The sequence below is a fragment of the Sedimentitalea sp. genome, from assembly GCF_039973035.1.
GTDB lineage: Bacteria > Pseudomonadota > Alphaproteobacteria > Rhodobacterales > Rhodobacteraceae > Sedimentitalea.
In genome coordinates, this window is the sequence record NZ_JBDWLR010000042.1 from 267,083 (window position 1) to 285,330 (window position 18,248).

17 protein-coding genes are annotated in these 18,248 nt (G+C 58.9%); 9 read left to right on the forward strand and 8 right to left on the reverse strand.

Annotation, left to right across the window (positions count from 1 at the left end):
- Positions 1-5 precede the first annotated feature (5 nt).
- The 7 genes from choV to dctP form a co-directional block, all read right to left on the reverse strand.
- Entirely contained in the window at positions 6-1,043 is a 1,038-nt protein-coding gene (gene choV, locus ABJO75_RS09965) for a choline ABC transporter ATP-binding protein (RefSeq protein WP_348129699.1), read from the reverse strand.
- Positions 1,044-1,046: 3 nt separating this feature from the next.
- The gene (gene choW / locus ABJO75_RS09970; protein WP_348129702.1) at positions 1,047-1,877 is read right to left on the reverse strand and encodes a choline ABC transporter permease subunit; all 831 of its coding nucleotides are present in this window, start codon (positions 1,875-1,877) and stop codon (positions 1,047-1,049) included.
- A gap of 37 nt (positions 1,878-1,914) precedes the next feature.
- Positions 1,915-2,841, reverse strand: coding sequence for a choline ABC transporter substrate-binding protein (gene choX, locus ABJO75_RS09975; RefSeq protein ID WP_348129705.1), 927 nt, complete (start codon positions 2,839-2,841; stop codon positions 1,915-1,917).
- A 69-nt stretch (positions 2,842-2,910) separates the two neighbouring features.
- Entirely contained in the window at positions 2,911-3,780 is an 870-nt protein-coding gene (locus ABJO75_RS09980) for an isocitrate lyase/PEP mutase family protein (protein WP_348129708.1), read from the reverse strand.
- A gap of 8 nt (positions 3,781-3,788) precedes the next feature.
- Positions 3,789-5,063: a TRAP transporter large permease subunit gene (locus ABJO75_RS09985; RefSeq protein ID WP_348129711.1), complete on the reverse strand. Its 1,275-nt coding sequence runs from the start codon at positions 5,061-5,063 to the stop codon at positions 3,789-3,791.
- Positions 5,060-5,557, reverse strand: a complete 498-nt coding sequence (locus ABJO75_RS09990; protein ID WP_348129714.1) for a TRAP transporter small permease — start codon at positions 5,555-5,557, stop codon at positions 5,060-5,062. Before ABJO75_RS09990 ends, ABJO75_RS09985 begins: the two co-directional genes overlap by 4 nt.
- 56 nt (positions 5,558-5,613) lie before the next feature.
- Positions 5,614-6,606 carry a TRAP transporter substrate-binding protein DctP gene (gene dctP, locus ABJO75_RS09995; protein ID WP_348129715.1) on the reverse strand — a complete coding sequence of 331 codons (993 nt, stop codon included), beginning with the start codon at positions 6,604-6,606 and terminating at the stop codon, positions 5,614-5,616.
- 320 nt (positions 6,607-6,926) lie between these two features.
- Between dctP and ABJO75_RS10000 the strand changes: the two genes are divergently transcribed.
- From ABJO75_RS10000 to ABJO75_RS10035, 8 genes are all read left to right on the forward strand, one after another.
- Positions 6,927-8,351 (forward strand): circularly permuted type 2 ATP-grasp protein, encoded by a 1,425-nt coding sequence (locus tag ABJO75_RS10000; protein WP_348129718.1) that lies wholly within the window; start codon positions 6,927-6,929, stop codon positions 8,349-8,351.
- Positions 8,351-9,292 (forward strand): alpha-E domain-containing protein, encoded by a 942-nt coding sequence (locus ABJO75_RS10005; protein WP_348129720.1) that lies wholly within the window; start codon positions 8,351-8,353, stop codon positions 9,290-9,292. The genes ABJO75_RS10000 and ABJO75_RS10005 overlap by 1 nt, the downstream gene beginning before the upstream one ends.
- A gap of 3 nt (positions 9,293-9,295) precedes the next feature.
- The gene (locus tag ABJO75_RS10010; protein ID WP_348129722.1) at positions 9,296-10,096 is read left to right on the forward strand and encodes a transglutaminase family protein; all 801 of its coding nucleotides are present in this window, start codon (positions 9,296-9,298) and stop codon (positions 10,094-10,096) included.
- A 10-nt stretch (positions 10,097-10,106) separates the two neighbouring features.
- Positions 10,107-10,838: a proteasome-type protease gene (locus tag ABJO75_RS10015; RefSeq protein ID WP_348129725.1), complete on the forward strand. Its 732-nt coding sequence runs from the start codon at positions 10,107-10,109 to the stop codon at positions 10,836-10,838.
- An 80-nt stretch (positions 10,839-10,918) separates the two neighbouring features.
- Positions 10,919-11,551: a paraquat-inducible protein A gene (locus ABJO75_RS10020; protein ID WP_348129728.1), complete on the forward strand. Its 633-nt coding sequence runs from the start codon at positions 10,919-10,921 to the stop codon at positions 11,549-11,551.
- Complete coding sequence (locus ABJO75_RS10025; RefSeq protein ID WP_348130460.1) at positions 11,518-12,153, forward strand: paraquat-inducible protein A; 636 nt, start codon at positions 11,518-11,520, stop codon at positions 12,151-12,153. Before ABJO75_RS10020 ends, ABJO75_RS10025 begins: the two co-directional genes overlap by 34 nt.
- Positions 12,150-14,237, forward strand: coding sequence for an MlaD family protein (locus ABJO75_RS10030; RefSeq protein ID WP_348129731.1), 2,088 nt, complete (start codon positions 12,150-12,152; stop codon positions 14,235-14,237). Before ABJO75_RS10025 ends, ABJO75_RS10030 begins: the two co-directional genes overlap by 4 nt.
- Positions 14,238-14,241: 4 nt before the next feature.
- A complete protein-coding gene (locus tag ABJO75_RS10035) occupies positions 14,242-14,808 on the forward strand; it encodes a PqiC family protein (protein WP_348129734.1) in 567 nt (188 codons plus the stop codon).
- Positions 14,809-14,874: 66 nt separating this feature from the next.
- Here ABJO75_RS10035 and katG read toward each other — a convergent pair whose 3' ends face one another.
- A complete protein-coding gene (gene katG / locus ABJO75_RS10040; RefSeq protein ID WP_348129736.1) occupies positions 14,875-17,049 on the reverse strand; it encodes a catalase/peroxidase HPI in 2,175 nt (724 codons plus the stop codon).
- Between the two features lie 241 nt (positions 17,050-17,290).
- Here katG and ABJO75_RS10045 point away from each other — a divergent pair, with 241 nt between their 5' ends.
- Positions 17,291-18,226, forward strand: coding sequence for a LysR substrate-binding domain-containing protein (locus ABJO75_RS10045; protein WP_348129739.1), 936 nt, complete (start codon positions 17,291-17,293; stop codon positions 18,224-18,226).
- The last annotated feature ends 22 nt before the right edge of the window (positions 18,227-18,248 follow it).

The following is an 18,248-nucleotide window of genomic DNA, read 5'->3' on the forward strand; positions in this document are numbered from 1 at the left end:
ACTCTCTAACTGCCGCGCGGGTCCAGCAGTTTTGCCAGCACGCTGTCGCCGCTGATCTGGCCGATGATTTCGCCATCCACCATCACGCCGACGGGCCGTCCGGTTTCGATAACCTGGGTCATCACGTCTTGAATCATCATGTCCGGCTCCACGCTGTCGATGGGGGCAGGGTGCCCCACCGGCTCCATCACGTCCCGCGCGCACAGCACCCCAAGCGGGTTCATATGAGCAACGAAATCGGCGACGTAGTCATTGGCAGGGGCCGAGAAAATCTCTTGCGGGGTGCCACATTGCACGATGCGCCCCCCTTCCATGATGGCGATGCGATTGCCCAACTTGAAGGCCTCGTCAAGATCATGGCTGACAAAGATGATGGTGCGGCGCAGTTCTTTTTGCAGGTCAAGCAGCTCGTCCTGAAGTCTTGTCCGGATCAGCGGGTCGAGTGCAGAAAACGGTTCATCCATCAACAGGATCGGTGCGTCGGTGGCAAAGGCGCGGGCCAGCCCGACACGCTGCTGCATACCACCTGACAATTCGCCAACCTTGCGGTCGGCCCAGTCTGACAGACCGACCAGCGCAAGTTGCTGATCGACCTTGGACGCCCGTTCGGAGCGGGGCAGGCCCGAAAGTTCGAGACCAAGACCAACATTCTCTTGCACCGTGCGCCAGGGCAGCAGGCCAAACTGCTGAAACACCATGGCGATCTGGTTCTGGCGGATGCGGCGCAGCGTTGCGGGATCGGCGGCGGTGACGTTGACCATCGCCGCGCCATCATTGACGCTGACCGATCCCCGCACCACCGGGTTCAACCCGTTGATCGCGCGCAGTAACGTCGATTTTCCCGAACCAGACAGGCCCATCAGGACAAGGATTTCACCCTCATTAACGGTCAGTGTGCAATCATGGACGCCCAGAACCTGCCCGGTGGCGGATTGGATTTCGCCGCGTTCCTGCAGTGCGTCCATCAGGGGCAGGGCCTGTTCCGGGTTGTCGCCAAACACGATCGATACGTTGTCGATGGCGACGGCGGGTTGATCAACCATGCTCTAACGCTCCATCCGCAGCATCCGGTCCAGCATGATTGCCAGTACCACGATGATGAATCCGCTCTCAAAGCCGAGCGCAATGTTCACGGTGTTGATCGCCCGCAGGACCGGAACACCCAGCCCGTCCGCGCCGACAAGGGCCGCGATGACAACCATCGACAGCGACAGCATGATGGTCTGGTTCAGTCCGGCCATGATCTGTGGCAAGGCATAGGGCAGTTCGACCTTGATCAAAGTCTGCCGGTTGGTCGCGCCAAACGACTGTGCCGCTTCGAGCAATGTTTGCGGTGTCGAAGAGACTCCGAGGTGGGTCAGCCGGATTGGTGCTGGCAAAACAAAGATCACCGTGGCGATCAGGCCGGGGACCATGCCGATACCAAAGAACACGATGGCCGGGATCAGGTATACGAAGGTCGGTAATGTCTGCATCAGGTCAAGCACCGGTCGCATGGCGCGATACAGCTTGGGCCGGTGCGCCGCCGCGATCCCGAGCGGGACACCAAGCGCCATGCAGAACACACAGGCCGACAGAACCAGTGTCAGGCTTTCGGTGGTTTCTTCCCAATAGCCTTGGTTGAGGATGAACAGGAACCCGACCGCCACGAACAGACAGGTTTTCCAACTGCGCTGAAACACCCAAGTCAGGCCGACAAAAACCGCGATCACCACCAACGGGTGCGGGGTTTGCAGCACCCAGAGAATGCCGTCGATCAGCGCCTCCATCAGCGCCGAAAGCGCGTCAAAAAACCAAGCAAAATTGTCCTGTAGCCAGAGAAAGAAAGCCTCGGCCCCGTCGCCGATGGGGATCTTGGTGTTGGTCAACCAATCCATGGATGCTCCGTATCAGTTGCTGGGGCCGGGCACCGTATCAGTTCAAGAGGACCTTGCTGGCCTGTTCAAAGGCATCATCGTCGCCCTCAACATCCTTGACGCCAACCAGCCAGGTTTTCAGAGTATCTGGGTTCTTTTCGATCCACTCCGCCGCAGCCTCTGCCGGATCCTTTCCATCGTCAAGGATCGCGCCCATGATTTCGTTTTCCATGGCCAGTGTGAATTCGAGGTTCATCAACAGTTTGCCGACATTCGGACATTCCTCGACATATCCGGCACGTGTATTGGTAAAGACCGTCGCGCCGCCCAAATTGGGACCAAAGAATTCATCACCGCCCGTCAGGTAGGTCAGATCGAAATTGGCGTTCATCGGGTGCGGTTCCCAGCCAAGAAAAACGATCGGCTCGTCCCGGCGATCGGCACGGGCGACCTGCGCCAGCATACCCTGTTCCGAGCTTTCCTTGACCTCGAAATCAGCGAGTCCAAAGGCACCCTGTTCGATCATGTCGAGGATAAGTCGGTTCCCGTCATTGCCCGGCTCAATGCCATAGATTGTGTTGTCCAGCGCCTCGCCCTGTGCAGCAATTGTATCGAACGAGGTGATGCCCAGGTCGGCCCCGACCTTGTTGGTGGTCAGCGTGTATTTCGCGCCTTCCAGATTGGCGCGTACGGTGTCGACGGTGCCAGCCTCGCGATAGGCGGCGATATCGCCTTCCATCGTGGGCATCCAGTTGCCGAGGAACACGTCGATATCGCCAGCGGCCATCGATGTATAGGTCACAGGTACCGACAGCACCTTTATGTCGGTATCGTATCCAAGCGCATCCAGCACCACGGTTGTGGCGGCTGTGGTGGCCGTAATGTCGGTCCAGCCAACATCTGAAAAGGTGACTGAGGTGCATTCAGCGGATGCGGTGGTTGCGGCAGCGGCAAGCGCGATCGCGGAAACAAATGTCTTGTTCATGTTGTAACGTCTCCCTGTTTTTTCCGATTGATGCGCTTTGGCGGTCCAAATTGCAACCACACAGCAGGTTTAGCGCTGTTTGGCGTAACGCTGTTCTTCTTCAAAATAGGCGTCGAATCCGATCCGCGTTTTCAGTTCGTCAAAGGGCATAAGCGTGTCGGGTGCAGGGGTGCCGGTCTTGAACGCCTCAAGCGTCTGCATCATCGCCTGCATGGCCGCAGACATCAGGGTGAGCGGGTAGGCAGCGATCTTGAACCCGATCGCTTCAAGTTCGGAAGGGTGCAGGGCCGGGGTCATGCCGCCTTCGACGATGTTTGCCATTTTCGGCCCGTCAAGCTCGTCGCAGACACGCCGCATCTCGTCCTCGTCGCGCGGGGCTTCGACAAACAGGATATCGGCGCCAAGGCGGCGGAATTCGCGGGCGCGCTCAATGGCTTCGTCAAGACCATGATCGTGGCGGGCATCGGTGCGGGCGAGGATCAGGATATCGTTCCCTTCGGCGCGGGCGTCAGCCGCTGCGCGTATACGTTCATAGGCGTCATCGCGCGAAACCACGCTCTTACCCGCAGTATGGCCGCAGCGTTTAGGGGCAACCTGATCTTCGATCATGACAGCGGCAAATCCGGCCTGAGAGAAACCCGCGACTGTGCGTTTGACGTTGAGAGCATTTCCATAGCCGGTATCGCCGTCGCCAATAATTGGTATCGTTGCCGCGTTGCAGATGTTGCGCCCCTGATCCAGCACCTCGGCGTAGGACATGAGGCCAGTATCCGGCATGCCAAGTCTGGCGGCAGCGGTGGCGAACCCCGACATGAACGAGAGCGGAAAGCCCGCCTGTTCAATGAGTTTGGCTGAAAGCGGATCAAAACAGCAAGGCATGGTGATGAGACCGGGTTCGGCCAGCAGCGCGCGCAGTTTGTCGGGTTGGGATTGGAGCATGTCAGACATCACAATTTGAAGGGAATATAGAGAGCAAGATCGGGCCAGAGATAGAGCAGTGCCACCATCAGCAGCATCAGCGCCAGAAACGGCAGGGTGCCGCGCGACACGTCAGTCAGGCTGGACCGGGTGACAGATTGGATCACGTAAAGGTTCAGACCAACCGGCGGCGTGATCAGGGCGCATTCAACCATGATCACCATATAAATCCCGAACCAGATCGGATCGAACCCCATCCCCATGGCGGCGGGCAGCAGCACCGGGGTCATGATCAGCACCATCGACAGCGCCTCAAACACCAACCCCATGCACAGCAGCACCACAGATACGAGCAGGATCAGCCCGACCGGCGTGGCGATGTTATCGGAAATCATCACCGAGATTTCCTGCGGGATGCGATAAAGCGTAATGGCTTTGCCAAAGATTTTCGCCCCAGCAATAATCAGCAGGATCGCAACCGTGGTGGCCATCGAGGCCATCATCGCCTCCCACAGCTTGGCCCAACTGAGCGAGCGCAGGATGACCCCGGTGATCAGAAGCGACATGGCAAACCCGATGGCTGCGGCCTCGGTCGGAGTGAATGCTCCCGAATAGATGCCGCCAAGGATGACCGTGGCCAGCGCGATAGAGGGCAGGGCGCGCAATGAGGCATTGCGCCGTTCGTTCCAACTTGCGGCGGGAACAGGGGTATAATCCTGCAGGAAGCGAGCGGAGAGGATTGAATAGACAATGAACAGCGCGATCAAGCCAAGACCGGGCCCGATGCCTGCCATGAAAAGCGCAATTACCGATTCTTCGGTGACAAAACCATAGATGATTAAGGGGATCGAAGGCGGGATCAGGATGCCAAGCGTCCCACCGGCGGCGAGCAGGCCATAGACAAACCGCTTGTTGTAGCCGCGTGCGATCATTTCCGGCGCGGCGACTGTGCCGATGGTGGCGGCTGTTGCGACCGAACTGCCCGAGATTGCCGCGAAGATGCCGCAGGACAAGATGGTCGCGACAGCGAGCCCGCCAGGCCAATGCCCGACCCAGGCCTGAACGGCGGCAAAGAGATCGCGCCCGACTCCGCCTTTGAGCAATACGTTGGACATCAAGAGAAACAGCGGCACCGCCAGCAGGATGAAACCGTCCATGGTGGACAGGATCGCCTGTGGTGCCATCAGTGGTGAAAAGCCGCCGAGGACGAGCATGGCAAGCCCAAGTGAACCGAGCGCATAGGCCACGGGCACCCCGACGAGCAGCAGGCCGAAAAGGGCCGCGAGGATCAGGGCAACGGTCATTCCTCTGCCCCGCCCGCAGAGGTCATGTCACCCTGCAACGACCGCCAGAGACAGGTCAGGCAGGACAGGATCAGCAGCAGAAAACCAACAGGCACCGACGCTTCGGGCAACCAGGCAGGCAGGTCCAGCATGGTGCCGGTCGTGCGGCCGCGCTCAAAGCTGTCGAAAAAGATGTCATAGCCATAGATCAGGACAAAGACCGAAAAACACAGGATGACCAACAGCGACAGAATTTCGGCCAGCTGCCGCAGGTGCGCTGGCATCTGCGCGGTCAAAGCGGTGACACGGATATGCCGACCATTGCTGAGCGCCCAGCCCATGGCGACCGGGCAGGCCCAGATCAGGCAAAGCTGGCTGAGTTCTGCGGCCCAGATCGTCGGGGCATTAAAGAAATAGCGTGCGACCACCTCGTAGGTCAGCAGAAGGCCGGTCAGGGTCAGAAGCCCCGCCGCCAGCCACGCCATGACGGTTTCGGTCGCATTGACGATGCGCATGAAAATATTGTCCTTGAGAAAAAATCGCCCTGCGGTGACCGCAGGGCGGGGAGCGCTCAGAAGTTCTGGGCGGCGTCCAGCATTGCCTTTCCGGCATCGCCGGTCTTGGCGATGAAGGCGTCATAGACGGGCTGCGAGACCTCTTGCCACTGCGCCAGTTCCTCGGCGGTCGGGGTATAGATTGTCATCCCGTTTTCCTCGGCGGCGGCATAGGCGCTGGCCTCGATCGAGGCCATTTCATCACGCACGGCGTTCTCGGCGTTGACGGCTGCGGCCGCAATGATGTCGCGGTGTTCTGCCGGAAGGCCATTCCACCAGTCGGTGTTGGTCACGACAACAAATTCGATATCCGCGTGGTTTGTTACGGTGATCGTGTCCATCACTTCCCAGAGCGAACGCGACTGCACGCCCGAAACACCGGTCATGCCGATATCAACCGTGCCGCGCTGATAGGCGAGATACTGTTCTGAGCCCGAAATAATTGTGGGCGCACCGCCAGCGGCCTCGGTGAAATCACCGAGTGTCTTGCCAAAGACGCGGACCTTCTTGCCTTCCATGTCGGCAGGGGTCGCAATCGGACCACCGTTGGAGAGCATGATTGCGCCGCCATAGGCCTGCCACCACAAGAGCGTCGATCCGGTGTCCTTGATCGCTTCGTCAATCGGGCCGCGCACCGGGCTGTCGGGGGCGACGGCCTTGCGCACCTTGTCTTCGGTGTCAAAGAGGAACGGCTGGTAAAAGATGTCCACCATCGGGATGTCGCCGACATAGCGGGTCAGCGAGGCAACGCCAGCCTCGATTGCGCCGGAACCAACCGCCTGCGGGACTTCCTTGTCCTTGTAGAGCTGGGCGCTGTCATAGATTTCGACGGTGATATCGCCGTTCGACTTGGCCTCGACCTCTTCTTTGAACATCAGCACGTTCTGGCCCAAATGGCTCTTGAGCGGCAGTTGCAGCGAGATGCGCATGGTGGTTTCTTCAGCGTGCAGCGCGAGTGAGCTGGACGCAAGCAAGGCTGCCGAGGCAAGCCCGGTTACAAGTTTATTCATGGTTTCCTCCCTAGATCGTGCGACAGTTTTTGCGGAATAGAGACCGGATTACAAGCACTTTGCAGCCAACGTTCACCGCGGCTGAGCACGTTTGCTTGCGCCACCTGTTTCTGACTCTGGACGGCGTGGATCAGAGGGCTTTCGGCTTTGTGGTTGGGGCGGTTACTTGTGATCATCCACGGGCAGAAGGCGCCCGATTTGAAGCAAACTGGCGGCTGTTATGCTCAATTATTGGGCGTGCCGATAGGTTTTTCCGCAAATTCCGCGGGATTCGCCGCAATTTTCGTCCCTCCGCCCGCGCGCTGGATTAGCATGTCAGAATGGATGACGAGCAAATATTTGATGAGATGTGGGGCAGAACCGACGAGACCCGGTCTCCCTACCAGCAGTTCAAACATTGGTTTGACGACGAAGACCCAAGCCAACTGAGGGCCAAGCAGCGCGAGGCCGACGAATTGTTTCGCCTCACCGGGATCACCTTTAATGTCTACGGTCGTGCCGAGGCAGAAGAGCGGCTGATCCCATTTGATATCATTCCGCGCATCATCTCGGGCCGCGAATGGCAAAAGCTGTCGCGCGGGATTGAACAGCGGGTGCGGGCGATCAACGCCTTTCTGTACGATATCTATCACAAACAGGAAATCGTGAAGGCGGGCCGGTTGCCGGAAAAGATGATCAGCCGCAACGAGGCGTTCCTGCCGGAAATGATCGGAGTGGACCCGCCGGGCGGAGTGTATACGCATATCGTCGGCATCGATCTGGTGCGGACGGGTGACGACGAGTTCTATGTTCTGGAGGACAATGCCAGAACCCCGTCAGGCGTCAGCTATATGCTGGAAAACCGCGAGACGATGTTCCAGATGTTCCCCGAACTGTTCACGCAGAACCGGGTGCAATCGGTGCAGAACTATCCGAGGTCGCTGCGCCGGTCATTGGCTGCGTCTGCTCCGGCCTCCTCTGGGGATCATCCGACGGTGGCGGTATTGACGCCCGGCATCTTCAACTCAGCCTATTTCGAACACGCGTTTCTGGCCGATCAGATGGGCGTCGAACTGGTCGAGGGTCATGATCTGCGCGTGGTGGATGGGCGTGTCGCGATGCGCACGACCCGCGGGTACAAACCGATTGACGTGCTTTATCGCCGGGTGGATGACGAGTATCTTGATCCGCTGAACTTTCGCCCCGACAGCCAGTTGGGCGTGCCGGGCATCATGGATGTGTACCGTGCAGGCGGCGTCACCATCGCGAATGCGCCGGGCACTGGGATTGCCGATGACAAGGCGATCTACAGCTATATGCCCGAAATCGTCGAATTCTATACCGGCGAGCGTCCGATCCTTGAAAACGTACCGACATGGCGCTGTTCCAGTGCGGACTCGTTGGCTTATGTTCTCGACAATCTCGAGGAACTGGTGGTCAAGGAGGTGCACGGATCGGGCGGCTATGGCATGCTGATCGGGCCCACTGCGTCCAAGAAAGAGATCGCGGCGTTCCGCAGGAAGCTTAAGGCGCGACCCGCCAACTATATCGCACAACCTACGTTGTCGTTGTCGACCGTTCCGATCTTTACCCGCGCGGGGCTGGCACCGCGCCACGTGGACCTGCGCCCCTTTGTTCTGGTCAGTCCGCAAAAGATCGAGATTACACCCGGAGGGCTGACGCGGGTGGCGATGAAAAAGGGGTCGCTGGTGGTGAACTCTTCACAAGGTGGCGGCACCAAGGACACCTGGGTGTTGGAGGACTGATGCTCGGAAAAACAGCAAATGGCCTGTACTGGATGTTCCGCTATCTGGAGCGGTCCGAAAACACGGCACGGTTGGTTGAGACCGGACAACGCCTTGCGCTCTCTCAGTCCGGGGGGCGGGACAGCGAGTGGCGCTCGATTGTCGAGACCGCCGGGGTGTCGGCGGGATTTGATGCGCTGCATGACGCTGCGACCAAAGAGACCGCTGTCGATTGGATGCTGAGGTCAAAGGAAAACTCCTCATCGATCTTGTCGTGCATAATCGCAGCGCGGATGAATGCACGGACCGTTCGGGCGGCGCTCACCCATGAGGTCTGGGAGAGCGTCAACAGCGCCTATATGACTGCGACGAGCATTCTGGCCCGCAAGGTGACCGAGCGGGATCTGCCCAAGGCGCTTGGGACGATCCGGCGCTGTACTGCCTTGGTGCGTGGTGCGACGCATGGCACGATGATGCGCAACGACATCTACAACTTTGCGCGGATCGGGACGTTTCTGGAGCGGGCAGACAACACGGCGCGGATTCTGGACATAAAGTACTATGTGCTGCTGCCCTCGGTTTCATTTGTGGGCAGCCCGGTGGACAATGTGCAGTGGGAAACGATCCTGCGATCAGTGTCGGGATATGGTGGGTATCGTCTGGCCTATGGCAACAATCCCAATCCCCGGGATATTGCCCAGTTTCTGATCCTTGATCGGCGGTTCCCGCGCAGCATCGCGTTCTGCACGCACAAGTTGCGCGACAATCTGGAACATCTGGCGCTAGACTATGACGGCCGCATGCCGTCGCTGGAGCAGATCGAGCAGTACGAGGAAAAGAACCGCGCGCAGACGATTGAGGGCGTGTTTGAATATGGGCTTCATGAGTTCATCCAGAAGGTGCTCAACCAAATTTCGGGCCTGAGTGGGCAAATTGAAATCGACTATCGATTCTATGAGTGAGCCATGAAACTTCGCATTCGCCACGTGACCCGCTACCAGTTTGACGATCCGGTCAAATATGGGCTTCAGCAAGTGCGCAAGACGCCCAAGTCGAGCCATCAGCAAAATGTGCTGAGCTGGTCAACTGACGTAAAGGGCGGGCGCAAGGAACTGGCCTATGAGGATCATCACAACAATACGGTCGAATTGCTAAGCATTGATAAGAATGCCGAATTGCTGCTGGTGACAAGCGAGGGCGAGGTCGACATTACCCAGACCGACGGCGTCATCGGGCGCCATCTGGGGCCTTCGCCGCTGTGGCTGTATAAACGTGGGACCGAATATACCAAGGCAGGGGCAGGGGTGCGGGCCCTTGTGCACGAGACCGACCCAAAGGCACCGGATCTGCAACGGTTGCACGAATTGATGGCGCAAATCCGAAAGGCCGTTGCCTATCAAACCGGGTCGTCTGATCCGGCATGGGGTGCCGAAGAGGTGATTAATCATGGCCGGGGGGTCTGTCAGGATCATGCGCATGTGGCGCTCTCCTGTACGCGCGAGATGGGGTATCCGGCGCGCTATGTGTCGGGCTATCTGATGTTGAACGAAACAATCGAGCAAGACGCGATGCACGCCTGGGTCGAGGTCCATGTTCACGGGCTTGGCTGGGTCGGATTCGACGTCTCTAACGGCATCTCGCCCGACGAACGCTATGTCCGGGTTGCGACAGGGCTGGACTATGGCGATGCTGCGCCTGTAACTGGCAGCCGAGTCGGGGGTGCCGGAGAGGCATTGTCCGTCCAGATAGAAGTTGCACAACAGTAGAAGGCCCCTGATGACCTATTGCGTTGGAATGATGCTCGATCGCGGGCTGGTCTTCATGTCGGACACGCGCACGAATGCCGGGCTCGACAATATCTCGACCTTCCGCAAGATGCAGATCTGGGAGAAGCCGGGTGAGCGCGTCATCACCATGATGACGGCAGGTAATCTGGCGACGACACAGGCTGTGGTGAGCCTGCTGGACGAGCGCAGCAAAGCCCCCGAGGACCGTGAGCCATCGATTCTGGCGGTGCCGTCGATGTTTCAGGCCGCGCAGTTGATTGCGGATACGCTACGCGAAGTGATCGCCAGCCATGCCCAGACCGGACAGCGGGCCGACAGTTCGTTCAATGCGACGGTCCTTATTGGTGGCCAGATCGGCAATTCGGAACCCCGAATGTTCCTGATCTACCCGGAGGGGAACTTCATCGAGGCGGGTGCGGACACGCCGTTCTTTCAGATCGGTGAAATGAAATATGGCCGCCCGATCCTGGTGCGCGCCTACGACAGCGCGATGAGCTTTGAAGAGGCGATGAAGCTGTTGCTGGTCAGCTTTGACTCGACACTCAAAGCCAACCTGACAGTGGGCGCGCCGTTTGATTTCCACCTATATGAACGCGACACCTTAGAAACCGGTCATACCGGTCGGATAGAACTGGATAATCCGTACTTTGAAGCTGTGTCAAAAGGGTGGGGCGAGGCGTTGAAGAATGCACTGGACAGCCTGCCCGGGTTCCGCCTCTAGCGCAGGCGGCGCTGCTCTGCCGCATCATCTGGTTTTGCTCGGGCTGAAAACGTCTTAGACTGACGTTGAGAGGATGCACCATGCGCGACACCCCATTGGACGTCGACACGCTGATTGCCTGTCCGGTATGTGATGCGCTGCATCATGTGACGGACGTGCCTAACAACACACGCGCGCGCTGCCATCGGTGCGGCGAAGTGCTGTTTGCGCCAAAACCCGATGCGATGACGCGGGTGGTAATGCTCGCCGGGACGGCTTTGATCCTGATGGTCACCGCAGTGTTCTTTCCGTTTCTCGATCTCAGCGCTGGCGGGTTTGAACAACATAGTTCGGTGATGGATGCGATTACCGCGTTTTCGGATGGATTGCTGTTACCGTTGTCATTTGCCGTCGCGGCGCTGATCGTGGTGCTGCCGGCAATGCGGTTGATTGCAATCCTGTATGCGGTTGGGCCGATGATGATCGGACACGCGCCGGTGCGGCATGCGACAGTCGCTTTTCGTTTTGCCCAGATGCTCAGGCCATGGTCGATGGCGGAGATATTCATCGTCGGGGTTGCAGTTGCCCTGGTCAAGGTCGGGGGGCTGGCGACGGTCGCGGTGGGTCCGGCATTCTGGGCCTTTGTCGCCTTGGTCCTTGTGACGACGCTGAATGATACGGTTATGTGCAGGTTGACGATTTGGAAAACGCTCGAAGACCGATCGCGGTTCTGACCGCGCGCCAGGCAGGTCTTGTGGCCTGCACCACCTGTTGCAAGGTGCATAAACCCGCGGATGTCCGATGCCGGCGCTGCGGGACCGTGCTGCACAGTCGCGATGAAACCAGCCTTCAACGGGTCTGGGCATGGTGGATTGCCGGGCTGATCATGTATATCCCGGCGAATGTCTACCCGATGCTGCGCACGTCAACGCTGGGCCACGAAACCCAGAGCACGATTGTTGGCGGGGTGATAGAACTGATCGCGTACCAATCCTATGGTGTTGCCCTGATCGTCTTTGTCGCTTCGGTCATCATTCCGGTTGGCAAGTTCTTTGCGATTGCCTTTCTCGCTCTCAGCATCAAGCGCGCCTCGATCTTATCTGCGCATTCGCGCCTGCATCTTTACGAAGTCGTCGAGTTCATTGGTCGCTGGTCGATGCTGGATGTATTTGTTGTTGCCATCCTGTCTGCCCTTGTGCAGTTCAAATTTGTAGCCAATGTGCATCCGGGGATCGCTGCGGTATCATTTGCCTTGTCAGTTGCATTCACGATGCTTTCTGCGCAAGGCTTCGATCCCCGACTGATTTGGGACGCGGATGAGGCCGATCCATCATGAATGACGAACCATCGCCTGCCGATATGGATGTGAGCCCGCCCTCGCGGTCGCCTTGGCGCAACCTATCGGTGGTATGGCTGGTGCCGGTTCTGGCATTGGTTGTATCTCTGTTGGTGGCGTGGAAGGCCTATTCCGATCGCGGCGTTCTGATCGAGATCAGTTTCGAGAATGCCGCCGGCGTCAAGGCCCGTGAGACCACGCTGCGGTATCGTGAAGTGACCATTGGTTTGGTCGAGAAAGTCGGTTTTTCGCCTGATCTGAAAACGGTCGAGGTTTCTGTGAGGGTGCAAAAAGAGGTTGCCCCCTTTATGAACAAGACCGCGCAATTCTGGGTCGTCCGCCCCGAGGTCTCTGCCGAGGGGGTGTCGGGACTGTCGACGGTCCTGAGCGGCGTCTATATCGACAGCAGTTGGGAAAACATCGACGGACCCGAGGTCAGATCTTTTATCGGGCTCGAGAGCCGGCCGCTGATCGACGTAAACGAAAAGGGCACCCAGATAACTCTGCGAGTGTCGGACGGCAAAGTAATTTCCGGTGGGGTGCCGGTGTTCTATCGGGGCATTCGGGTGGGTCGTACCGAGACTCCGCGCCTCGACAGTACGGGGTCGGTTGTGCTGGTCGACGCGATGATCGAGGCCCCGTATGACAGGTACCTGACTACCGCCACCCGGTTCTGGGATACTTCGGGATTTGCTGTTTCGCTCGGTGCATCCGGGCTGAAACTGGATGTGGGAAGCTTTGCGACACTCATCAGCGGCGGCGTTTCATTTAACACGTTCTTTTCCGGTGGCCAGCCTATCGATGCAGGCCAGGTCTATGAGCTTTACGCGGATCAAGATGTCGCCCGCGAGAACGCATTCTCGCGTGTTTCGAGCCGGTCCATCATGGTGGCGACAATCTTTGAGGAAGGCGTTTCGGGCCTCTCACCGGGCGCACCGCTGAACTTCAAGGGGCTAAAGATCGGTGAGGTCGCGACCTTGTCTGCATTTGTCAGCGAGGACGATGAAACCCCGCAGGTGCGCCAACTGGTGACCCTCAAGGTCGATCCGGACCTGATGGGCCTGCCAGAAGGGGCGACATCAGAAGAGGCGCTCGACTTTCTCGGCCTCGCTGTTGAGAGCGGTGTTAGGGCGCGGCTGAACACGGCCAGTCTTTTGACCTCGTCGCTGATGGTGGAACTCGAAGAGATCGAAGATGCAGCGCCTGCTGTCTTTGATCGTGACGCAAAGCCCTATCCGATGCTTCCAAGCGTTGAAACCGATCTGCCCGATCTGAACGCCACCATGGAAGGCGTGATGAAACGGATCAACGGGCTGAAGATCGAAGAGCTGATCGAACGGGCGACCAGCATGATGGCGAGCATCGAGGCGATTGCGGCAAGCGACAAGGTGCGTGCGGCACCGGGCGAGATCGTTGGTCTGGTCGAGGACGCCCGTGCGCTGGTATCCGGCGAGGCGATGCAGGCGTTGCCCGGTGATTTGCGTGAGACGATCACGGATTTGCGCACGACCATTGCCAAGGCCAATGCGGAAAACCTGGTTGAGCAACTGGTAAAGACACTCAAACGGGCAGAAGAGGCCGCAGACAGCCTGTATACTGCGGCTGATGATGTGCCCGCGGTCGTCGAGGAATTGCGCAAGGTTACCGCCAAGGTTGCGAACTTGAAGGCCGAAGAATTGTTGGATGCGGCAACCGGCCTCATGAACAGCGCCAATGCCTTGATCGACACGGAAGGCGCACGCGAATTGCCTCCGGCTCTGACCGGGGCGCTGGACGAGATACGCGCCACGCTCGGCGATCTGCGTCAAGGTGAGGCAGTTGCCAACGTCAACGCCGCGCTCCTATCAGCCAAGGACGCCGCAGGGTCAGTCGAGACGGCAGTTGCCGGGCTGCCCGATGTTGTCAAACGGCTCGAAGGGATTGTCATACAGGCTGAGGGTCTTATGGCGGCCTATGGTTCCCGGTCGGATTTCAACGCCGAAACACTGGCGATGCTACGCGAAGTGCGCACGACGGCGCGCAGTATTGCGGCGCTTGTGCGCACGCTTGAGCGCAGCCCAAACTCAATTCTATTTGGAAAGTGATGCCATGACCGTAGTCAGCCGTTTGGTATTCTGTCTGGCGATGACCCCGCTGTTGGGGGGCTGTGGTGAAAGTGCCGCGCGCTACCTGCTCGATGCGCCCCTACCGGCGCAGAAGGTCGGGGTCAGGGTCAGGACGATTGAAATCAGGGACGTGGCGCTGCCCGACTATGCATCAGCCTCGGAAATCATGGCGCAGGACGAAGCAGGCGCGCTGCTTCCGGTGCCCAACGCAGTCTGGGCGGATGATCCTGTGCGGGGCATTTCGCTGGCGCTGGCACGCAATCTCGACGCGGCCTCTACCGCCACGGCGATGACCGAGCCTTGGCCGCTGGATCAACCCCCGGACGTGCGGGTCGATGTGCGGGTTGAACGGATGGTGTCTCAGTTTGACGGCCAGTTCCGCCTGAGCGGGCAATATGCCATCGCCTCACGGGATCTGATCGTGCGCGAGCGTATCGAACGGTTTGATATCTTGCGACCTATGGCGGATCAGTCTCCCGCTGCTGTTGCGGCTGCGACCAGCGCGGCGGTGCTGACCTTATCGGAACAGATTGCCGCAAAGTTGCGGTAGGGGATTCAATCGTTTTAAGGCGCAGGCACGGCGGTAAGACCGCCGTGCCCGTTTTCAGTTGCTGACTCAGCTCAGATCAAAGCGGTCCGCGTTCATCACCTTGGTCCAGGCCGCTGCGAAATCCTTGACGAATTTCGACTGGTTGTCGTCCTGGGCGTAGACTTCGGCGTAGGACCGCAGGATCGAGTTGGACCCGAATACGAGATCCATCCGTGTCGCAGTCCATCTGACAGCACCGGTCTTGCGGTCGCGGATTTCGTAGATGCCGTCATCGACAGGGGCCCACTGATAGGCCATGTCAGTCAGGTTCTCAAAGAAATCAGTCGTGAGCGCACCCGGGCGGTTGGTGAATACGCCGTGCTTGGTTCCGCCATGATTGGTGTCCATGGCCCGCATACCGCCGACCAGAACCGTCATCTCCTTGGCGGTCAGGCCCATCAGTTGCGTGCGATCAAGCATCAGCTCTTCCGGGCTGACAACGTAGTCAGACTTTTGCCAGTTACGATAGCCATCGGCCAGTGGTTCGAGCGGCTCAAAGCTCTCGGCATCGGTCATTTCGTCGGTGGCGTCACCGCGACCCGGAGCAAACGGCACCGAAATGTCGTGGCCTGCAGCCTTTGCCGCCTGTTCGACGCCGAGACTGCCGGCCAGCACGATGACATCAGCGACCGAGGCGCCACTTTGAGCGGCGATCGGCTCCAGTACCGACAGAACACGCGCCAGGCGGTCAGGCTCGTTACCGGCCCAGTCCTTTTGCGGCGCCAGACGAATGCGGGCACCATTGGCACCGCCACGCATGTCGGACGCGCGGTATGTCCGTGCACTGTCCCATGCGGTCGCAACCATATCAGACAGGCTCAGGCCGCTTTCGGCGATCTTGGCTTTGACTGCATTGACGTCGTAGTCCGTTGATCCTGCGGGGACCGGGTCCATCCAGACCAGCTCTTCTTGTGGAACGTCGGGTCCGATGTAACGTGCCTTGGGGCCCATATCGCGGTGGGTCAGCTTGAACCAGGCGCGCGCAAAAGTATCGGAGAAGTAATCCGGGTCGGCGCGGAACTTCTGGCAGATCTCATTATAGATGGGATCAACCTTCATCGCCATGTCCGCATCGGTCATCATGGGCATGCAGCGGATCGAGGGGTCTTCCACATCGACCGGCATATCGGCTTCGTCGATCTCCACGGGTTCCCACTGCCAGGCACCTGCCGGGCTCTTCTTGAGCTCCCATTCGTGACCGAACAGCATGTCGAACCAGCCCATGTCCCATTGGGTCGGGTTAGCGGTCCATGCACCTTCGATTCCCGAAACCACGGTGTCGCGACCAATGCCACGGCCCTTGGTGTTCATCCAGCCAACACCCTGGAATTCAGGTCCGGCGGATTCGGGATCGGGGCTGAGGTTATCAGCGGAACCGTTACCGTGGCTCTTGCCGATGGTGTGGCCACCGGCGGTCAGCGCGGCGGTTTCCTCGTCGTTCATTGCCATACGCTTGAAGGTCTCGCGGATTTGTTCCGCAGTCTTCGCCGGGTCCGGTTGGCCGTTCACGCCCTCGGGGTTCACATAGATCAGGCCCATCTGGACAGCCGCCAGCGGGTTTTCCATGGTTGCCGGGTCTTCGACGTTTCCATAGCGCGAGTCGCTGGGGGCCAGCCATTCCTTTTCCGCGCCCCAGTAGACATCGTTTTCGGGATGCCAGATGTCTTCGCGACCGAATGCGAAACCAAAGGTCTTCAAGCCGGCCACTTCATAAGCCACGGTGCCTGACAGTATGATCAGGTCGGCCCAGGAAATCTTGTTGCCGTACTTCTTCTTGATCGGCCAGAGCAGGCGACGCCCCTTGTCGGTGTTGACGTTGTCAGGCCAGGAGTTCAGCGGGGCGAACCGCTGGTTGCCGGTGCCACCGCCACCGCGGCCATCTGCCAGACGATAGGAACCGGCCGCATGCCATGCGACGCGGGCAAACATGCCGACATAGCTGCCCCAGTCTGCGGGCCACCAGTCCTGGCTCTCGGTCATCAGCGCACGCAGATCGGCTTTGAGCGCTTCGACATCAAGGGCTTTGACCTCTTCGCGATAGTTGAAGTCCGGACCCATCGGGTTGGTCTTGGTATCGTGCTGATGCAGGATGTCGAGGTTCAGCGCATTCGGCCACCAATCCATCACCGACTTGCTGCTTTCGGTGTTGCTACCGTGCAGGATCGGGCATTTTCCCGAAGTGTCGATATCGTTTCCGTCCATGTCTTAGCTCCCGTTTTGGCTATTCTAACTGGCGTTTCGAAACAGGCGTATGTCGGTTCGCTGACCGTGGTGCCAAAGCGCCGGGGTCCTGTCCGGTCGAAGATTCTGCGCGGCTGTGCGTGTGGCTCGCAGAAGATCGGACATGGGAACCGGTGACTCCCCCTGTTTTCTAGAATCGTTATAACAAGGCTTTGCTATTTCTATAAGTTGTATTTTTTCATAGTTGCGATAAATATTTCTTATGAAAAACGTCACGCTCAAACAATTGCGATACTTCGAGGCACTGGCCCGTCATGGACACTTTGGACGCGCCGCGGAATCCTGTTCGATCACCCAACCGGCATTGTCTGTGCAGATCAAAGAGCTGGAACAGCAACTGGGCGCGGTGCTGTTTGAGCGTGCCGCGAGGCAGGTCCGTTTGACGACGCTGGGTGAGGCATTCTTGTTGCGGGTGCAGGATGTGTTGCGTGCGGTAGAGGGGCTTGGCGATCTGGCGCGGGCGTCCCATGCAGGGCTGGTCGGGCGCTTGCGACTTGGCGTGATTCCGACAATCGCGCCGTACCTCTTGCCTACGATCATCGGCAATCTGTCAGAGGCACATGGGGAACTGGATGTGTTTGTGCGTGAAACCATGACGCCCAAACTGGTGCAGGAGCTTCTAGACGGCCGTCTGGATGCGGCGATCGTGGCTTTGCCGATTGGCGAGCCGTCACTGGTCGAGGAAGAGCTGTTTTCCGAGAATTTCGTGCTGATCCGGCCGAGTGCGGATGCGGATAAACCAGTGCCGAATGGCGAAGACCTGCGGCGGATGCGATTGCTGTTGCTGGAAGAGGGGCATTGTTTTCGCGATCAGACCTTGGCGTTCTGCAATATCCAATCGTCTCTGCCGCGTGATGGGCTGGATGGAAGTTCGCTGTCGACCCTGGTGCAGATCGTCGATGCGGGGATGGGCGTCACGCTGATTCCGGATATGGCCGTGCCGATTGAAACCCGCGCCGCGTCAGTTTCAATTGCACGCTTTGCAGACCCGCAGCCTACACGCAGCATCGGGATGATCTGGCGCAAGACCAACCCGTTGGGCGATCAGTTGATGCAGATCGCCGAAATCGTCCGTCGTTCGGGTTTGCAGAACCGGGGCGAGGTCCGCCATCAATCCCCGCAGGACGCAGGGACATAAGTTGATCGACACATCGGAATGT

Bases quoted from the DNA above. Each gene is read 5' to 3' on its own strand.
- ABJO75_RS10045 (WP_348129739.1), top strand. From the start codon at position 17,291: ATGAAAAACGTCACGCTCAAACAATTGCGATACTTCGAGGCACTGGCC.
- ABJO75_RS10010 (WP_348129722.1), top strand. From the start codon at position 9,296: ATGAAACTTCGCATTCGCCACGTGACCCGCTACCAGTTTGACGATCCG.
- choX (WP_348129705.1), bottom strand. From the start codon at position 2,841: ATGAACAAGACATTTGTTTCCGCGATCGCGCTTGCCGCTGCCGCAACC.
- ABJO75_RS10000 (WP_348129718.1), top strand. From the start codon at position 6,927: ATGGATGACGAGCAAATATTTGATGAGATGTGGGGCAGAACCGACGAG.
- ABJO75_RS09985 (WP_348129711.1), bottom strand. From the start codon at position 5,063: ATGACCGTTGCCCTGATCCTCGCGGCCCTTTTCGGCCTGCTGCTCGTC.
- dctP (WP_348129715.1), bottom strand. From the start codon at position 6,606: ATGAATAAACTTGTAACCGGGCTTGCCTCGGCAGCCTTGCTTGCGTCC.
- katG (WP_348129736.1), bottom strand. From the start codon at position 17,049: ATGGACGGAAACGATATCGACACTTCGGGAAAATGCCCGATCCTGCAC.
- choW (WP_348129702.1), bottom strand. From the start codon at position 1,877: ATGGATTGGTTGACCAACACCAAGATCCCCATCGGCGACGGGGCCGAG.
- ABJO75_RS10030 (WP_348129731.1), top strand. From the start codon at position 12,150: ATGAATGACGAACCATCGCCTGCCGATATGGATGTGAGCCCGCCCTCG.
- ABJO75_RS09980 (WP_348129708.1), bottom strand. From the start codon at position 3,780: ATGCTCCAATCCCAACCCGACAAACTGCGCGCGCTGCTGGCCGAACCC.
- ABJO75_RS10035 (WP_348129734.1), top strand. From the start codon at position 14,242: ATGACCGTAGTCAGCCGTTTGGTATTCTGTCTGGCGATGACCCCGCTG.
- ABJO75_RS10020 (WP_348129728.1), top strand. From the start codon at position 10,919: ATGCGCGACACCCCATTGGACGTCGACACGCTGATTGCCTGTCCGGTA.
- ABJO75_RS09990 (WP_348129714.1), bottom strand. From the start codon at position 5,557: ATGCGCATCGTCAATGCGACCGAAACCGTCATGGCGTGGCTGGCGGCG.
- ABJO75_RS10005 (WP_348129720.1), top strand. From the start codon at position 8,351: ATGCTCGGAAAAACAGCAAATGGCCTGTACTGGATGTTCCGCTATCTG.
- ABJO75_RS10015 (WP_348129725.1), top strand. From the start codon at position 10,107: ATGACCTATTGCGTTGGAATGATGCTCGATCGCGGGCTGGTCTTCATG.
- choV (WP_348129699.1), bottom strand. From the start codon at position 1,043: ATGGTTGATCAACCCGCCGTCGCCATCGACAACGTATCGATCGTGTTT.